At 61.8% G+C, this 2,109-nt stretch carries 1 protein-coding gene; it reads left to right on the plus strand.

What is annotated here, in order from left to right:
- The coding region (locus B2W52_RS02825; protein ID WP_286801150.1) for a chemotaxis protein CheA at positions 1-2,109 on the plus strand (2,109 nt) is incomplete at both ends.

The raw sequence follows: 2,109 nt of genomic DNA on the forward strand, positions 1-2,109 counted from the left end.
GCCCCCGACCTCAGCGAGACTCTGACACAGGCCAGCGATGATGACCTGATCGGCATCTTCCTGGACGAAGGCCTGGAAATCTACGACGCCATTAGCGAGTGTCTGGACCAGTGGCGCGACGAGCCGGAGGAACTGACCGGACTGACCCAGCTGCAGCAGGAACTGCATACCCTCAAGGGTGGCGCACGGCTTTCTGACGTCGATCCGATTGCCAACCTGGCAGAAGCCTGGTCCGACGCTCTGGATCCCCTCATCTCCGGGTCCAATAACCAGAAGACGTTGCTGAAGCTCAGCGACCGGGCATTGGGCAGCCTGAAGACCATGCTCAACAGCCTGGAACAGGGCAGCAAGCCCGAGCCCGATGCGGACCTGATTGAGGACTTCCGGGTGGCCCACGAAGTGGCCGCCGAAAAGACCGCTGCTCCCCGAGAAGAGTCCCAACAGGAAGCGATCGATCCGGAAGTACTGGAAATCTTCCTGGAGGAAGCCGGTGAAATCATGGACCAGCTGGAGCAGCTGCTCGATGACTGGCGCAAGGAGCCGGCAAACCACACCTTCAACCAGGAAGCCCAGCGTGCATTGCATACGCTGAAAGGCGGCGCCCGCCTCTCCCAGCTGACCCAGCTTGGCGACAGGGCCCACGCCTTTGAGACACGTCTGATCGACCTTGGCGGCAATGCCCCGGATGAGTCCCAGTGGCAGGCCATTACCGAAGATCACGACGCCATCATCTCCCTGGTTGCCGAGATTCGTAAGGGTTATGAGTCCGGCATGGGTGTGTCCTCGGCAAAGGCCGAACAGCCTGCGCCAGCCCCGGCCGCGCCGAAACCGAAAAAGCCTGAAGAGCCGACGCCTCCCGCCCAGGCAGAAAAACCGGTAGCACCGGCACCCAAGCCCGGGAAATCGCCGGCCAAGGTTCGCAAACAGGCGGCCGAGGCACAGCGGGCGGCCCAGGAGACCATTCGGGTGTCCGCGCCGCTTTTGGATGAGCTGGTCAATCTGGCGGGTGAAACCAGTATTACCCGTGGCCGGCTTGAGCAGCAGACCAGCGATTTTGGCCATACCCTGGACGAAATGGCCGCAACCATCGAGCGTCTGCGTGAGCAGCTACGCCGGATGGAAATCGAGACCGAAGCCCAGATCCTGTTCAGTGCCGAGAAAGAACACGGACCGGATTACGGCGACGACTTCGACCCGCTGGAGATGGACCGCTACTCCTCCATCCAGCAGCTGTCCCGGGCTCTGACCGAGTCCTCCTCGGACCTTGCAGACCTACGGGAAACCCTGTCTGACCGGGTACGGGACACTGAAACCCTGCTGGTGCAGCAGTCCCGGATCAACACGGAACTCCAGGAGGGTCTTATGAAGACCCGGATGATTCCGTTCGCCTCCATGGTGCCCCGTCTACGGCGCATCGTTCGCCAGATCAGCGGCGAACTTGGCAAGAAAGTCGACTTCGATGTCCGCAACGCCGAAGGCGAAATGGACCGGAACATCCTGGAGCGCATGATCGCGCCCCTGGAGCACATGCTCCGGAACGCCCTGGACCATGGCATTGAAAGCCCGGCGGACCGTAAGCAAGCCGGCAAGCCGGAGACCGGCGAAGTCACACTGTCACTGACCCGCGAAGGTGGCGACGTTGTCCTGAGGATGATCGACGATGGCGCCGGCATTCCCTCTTCGGTCATTCGCGACAAGGCGATCCGTCAGGGCATGCTGCGGGAAGACGAGGATCTGTCCGAGCGGGAAATCCTCCAGTTTATCCTGCAACCCGGCTTCTCCACCGCCCAGCAGGTGACCCAGATTTCCGGCCGCGGCGTGGGCATGGACGTCGTTGCCAGCGAGATCAAACAGCTCGGCGGCAGCCTCGACATCGATTCCGCCGTTGGCCGCGGAACCACCTTCACGGTTCGCCTGCCGTTCACGGTTTCCGTCAACCGGGCACTGATGGTGTCCACCGGCGAGGATTTCTACGCGATCCCGCTGAACACCATCGAGGGTATTGTCCGGGTCAGCACCTACGAGCTTGAGGAATACTACAAGCCGGACGCGCCGATGTACGAATATGCTGGCCAGGAATACCGGCTCCAGTATCTGGGCAGCCTGCTG

It is taken from the genome of Marinobacter sp. UBA2498, assembly GCF_002341575.1.
In the GTDB taxonomy this organism is placed as follows: domain Bacteria; phylum Pseudomonadota; class Gammaproteobacteria; order Pseudomonadales; family Oleiphilaceae; genus Marinobacter; species Marinobacter manganoxydans.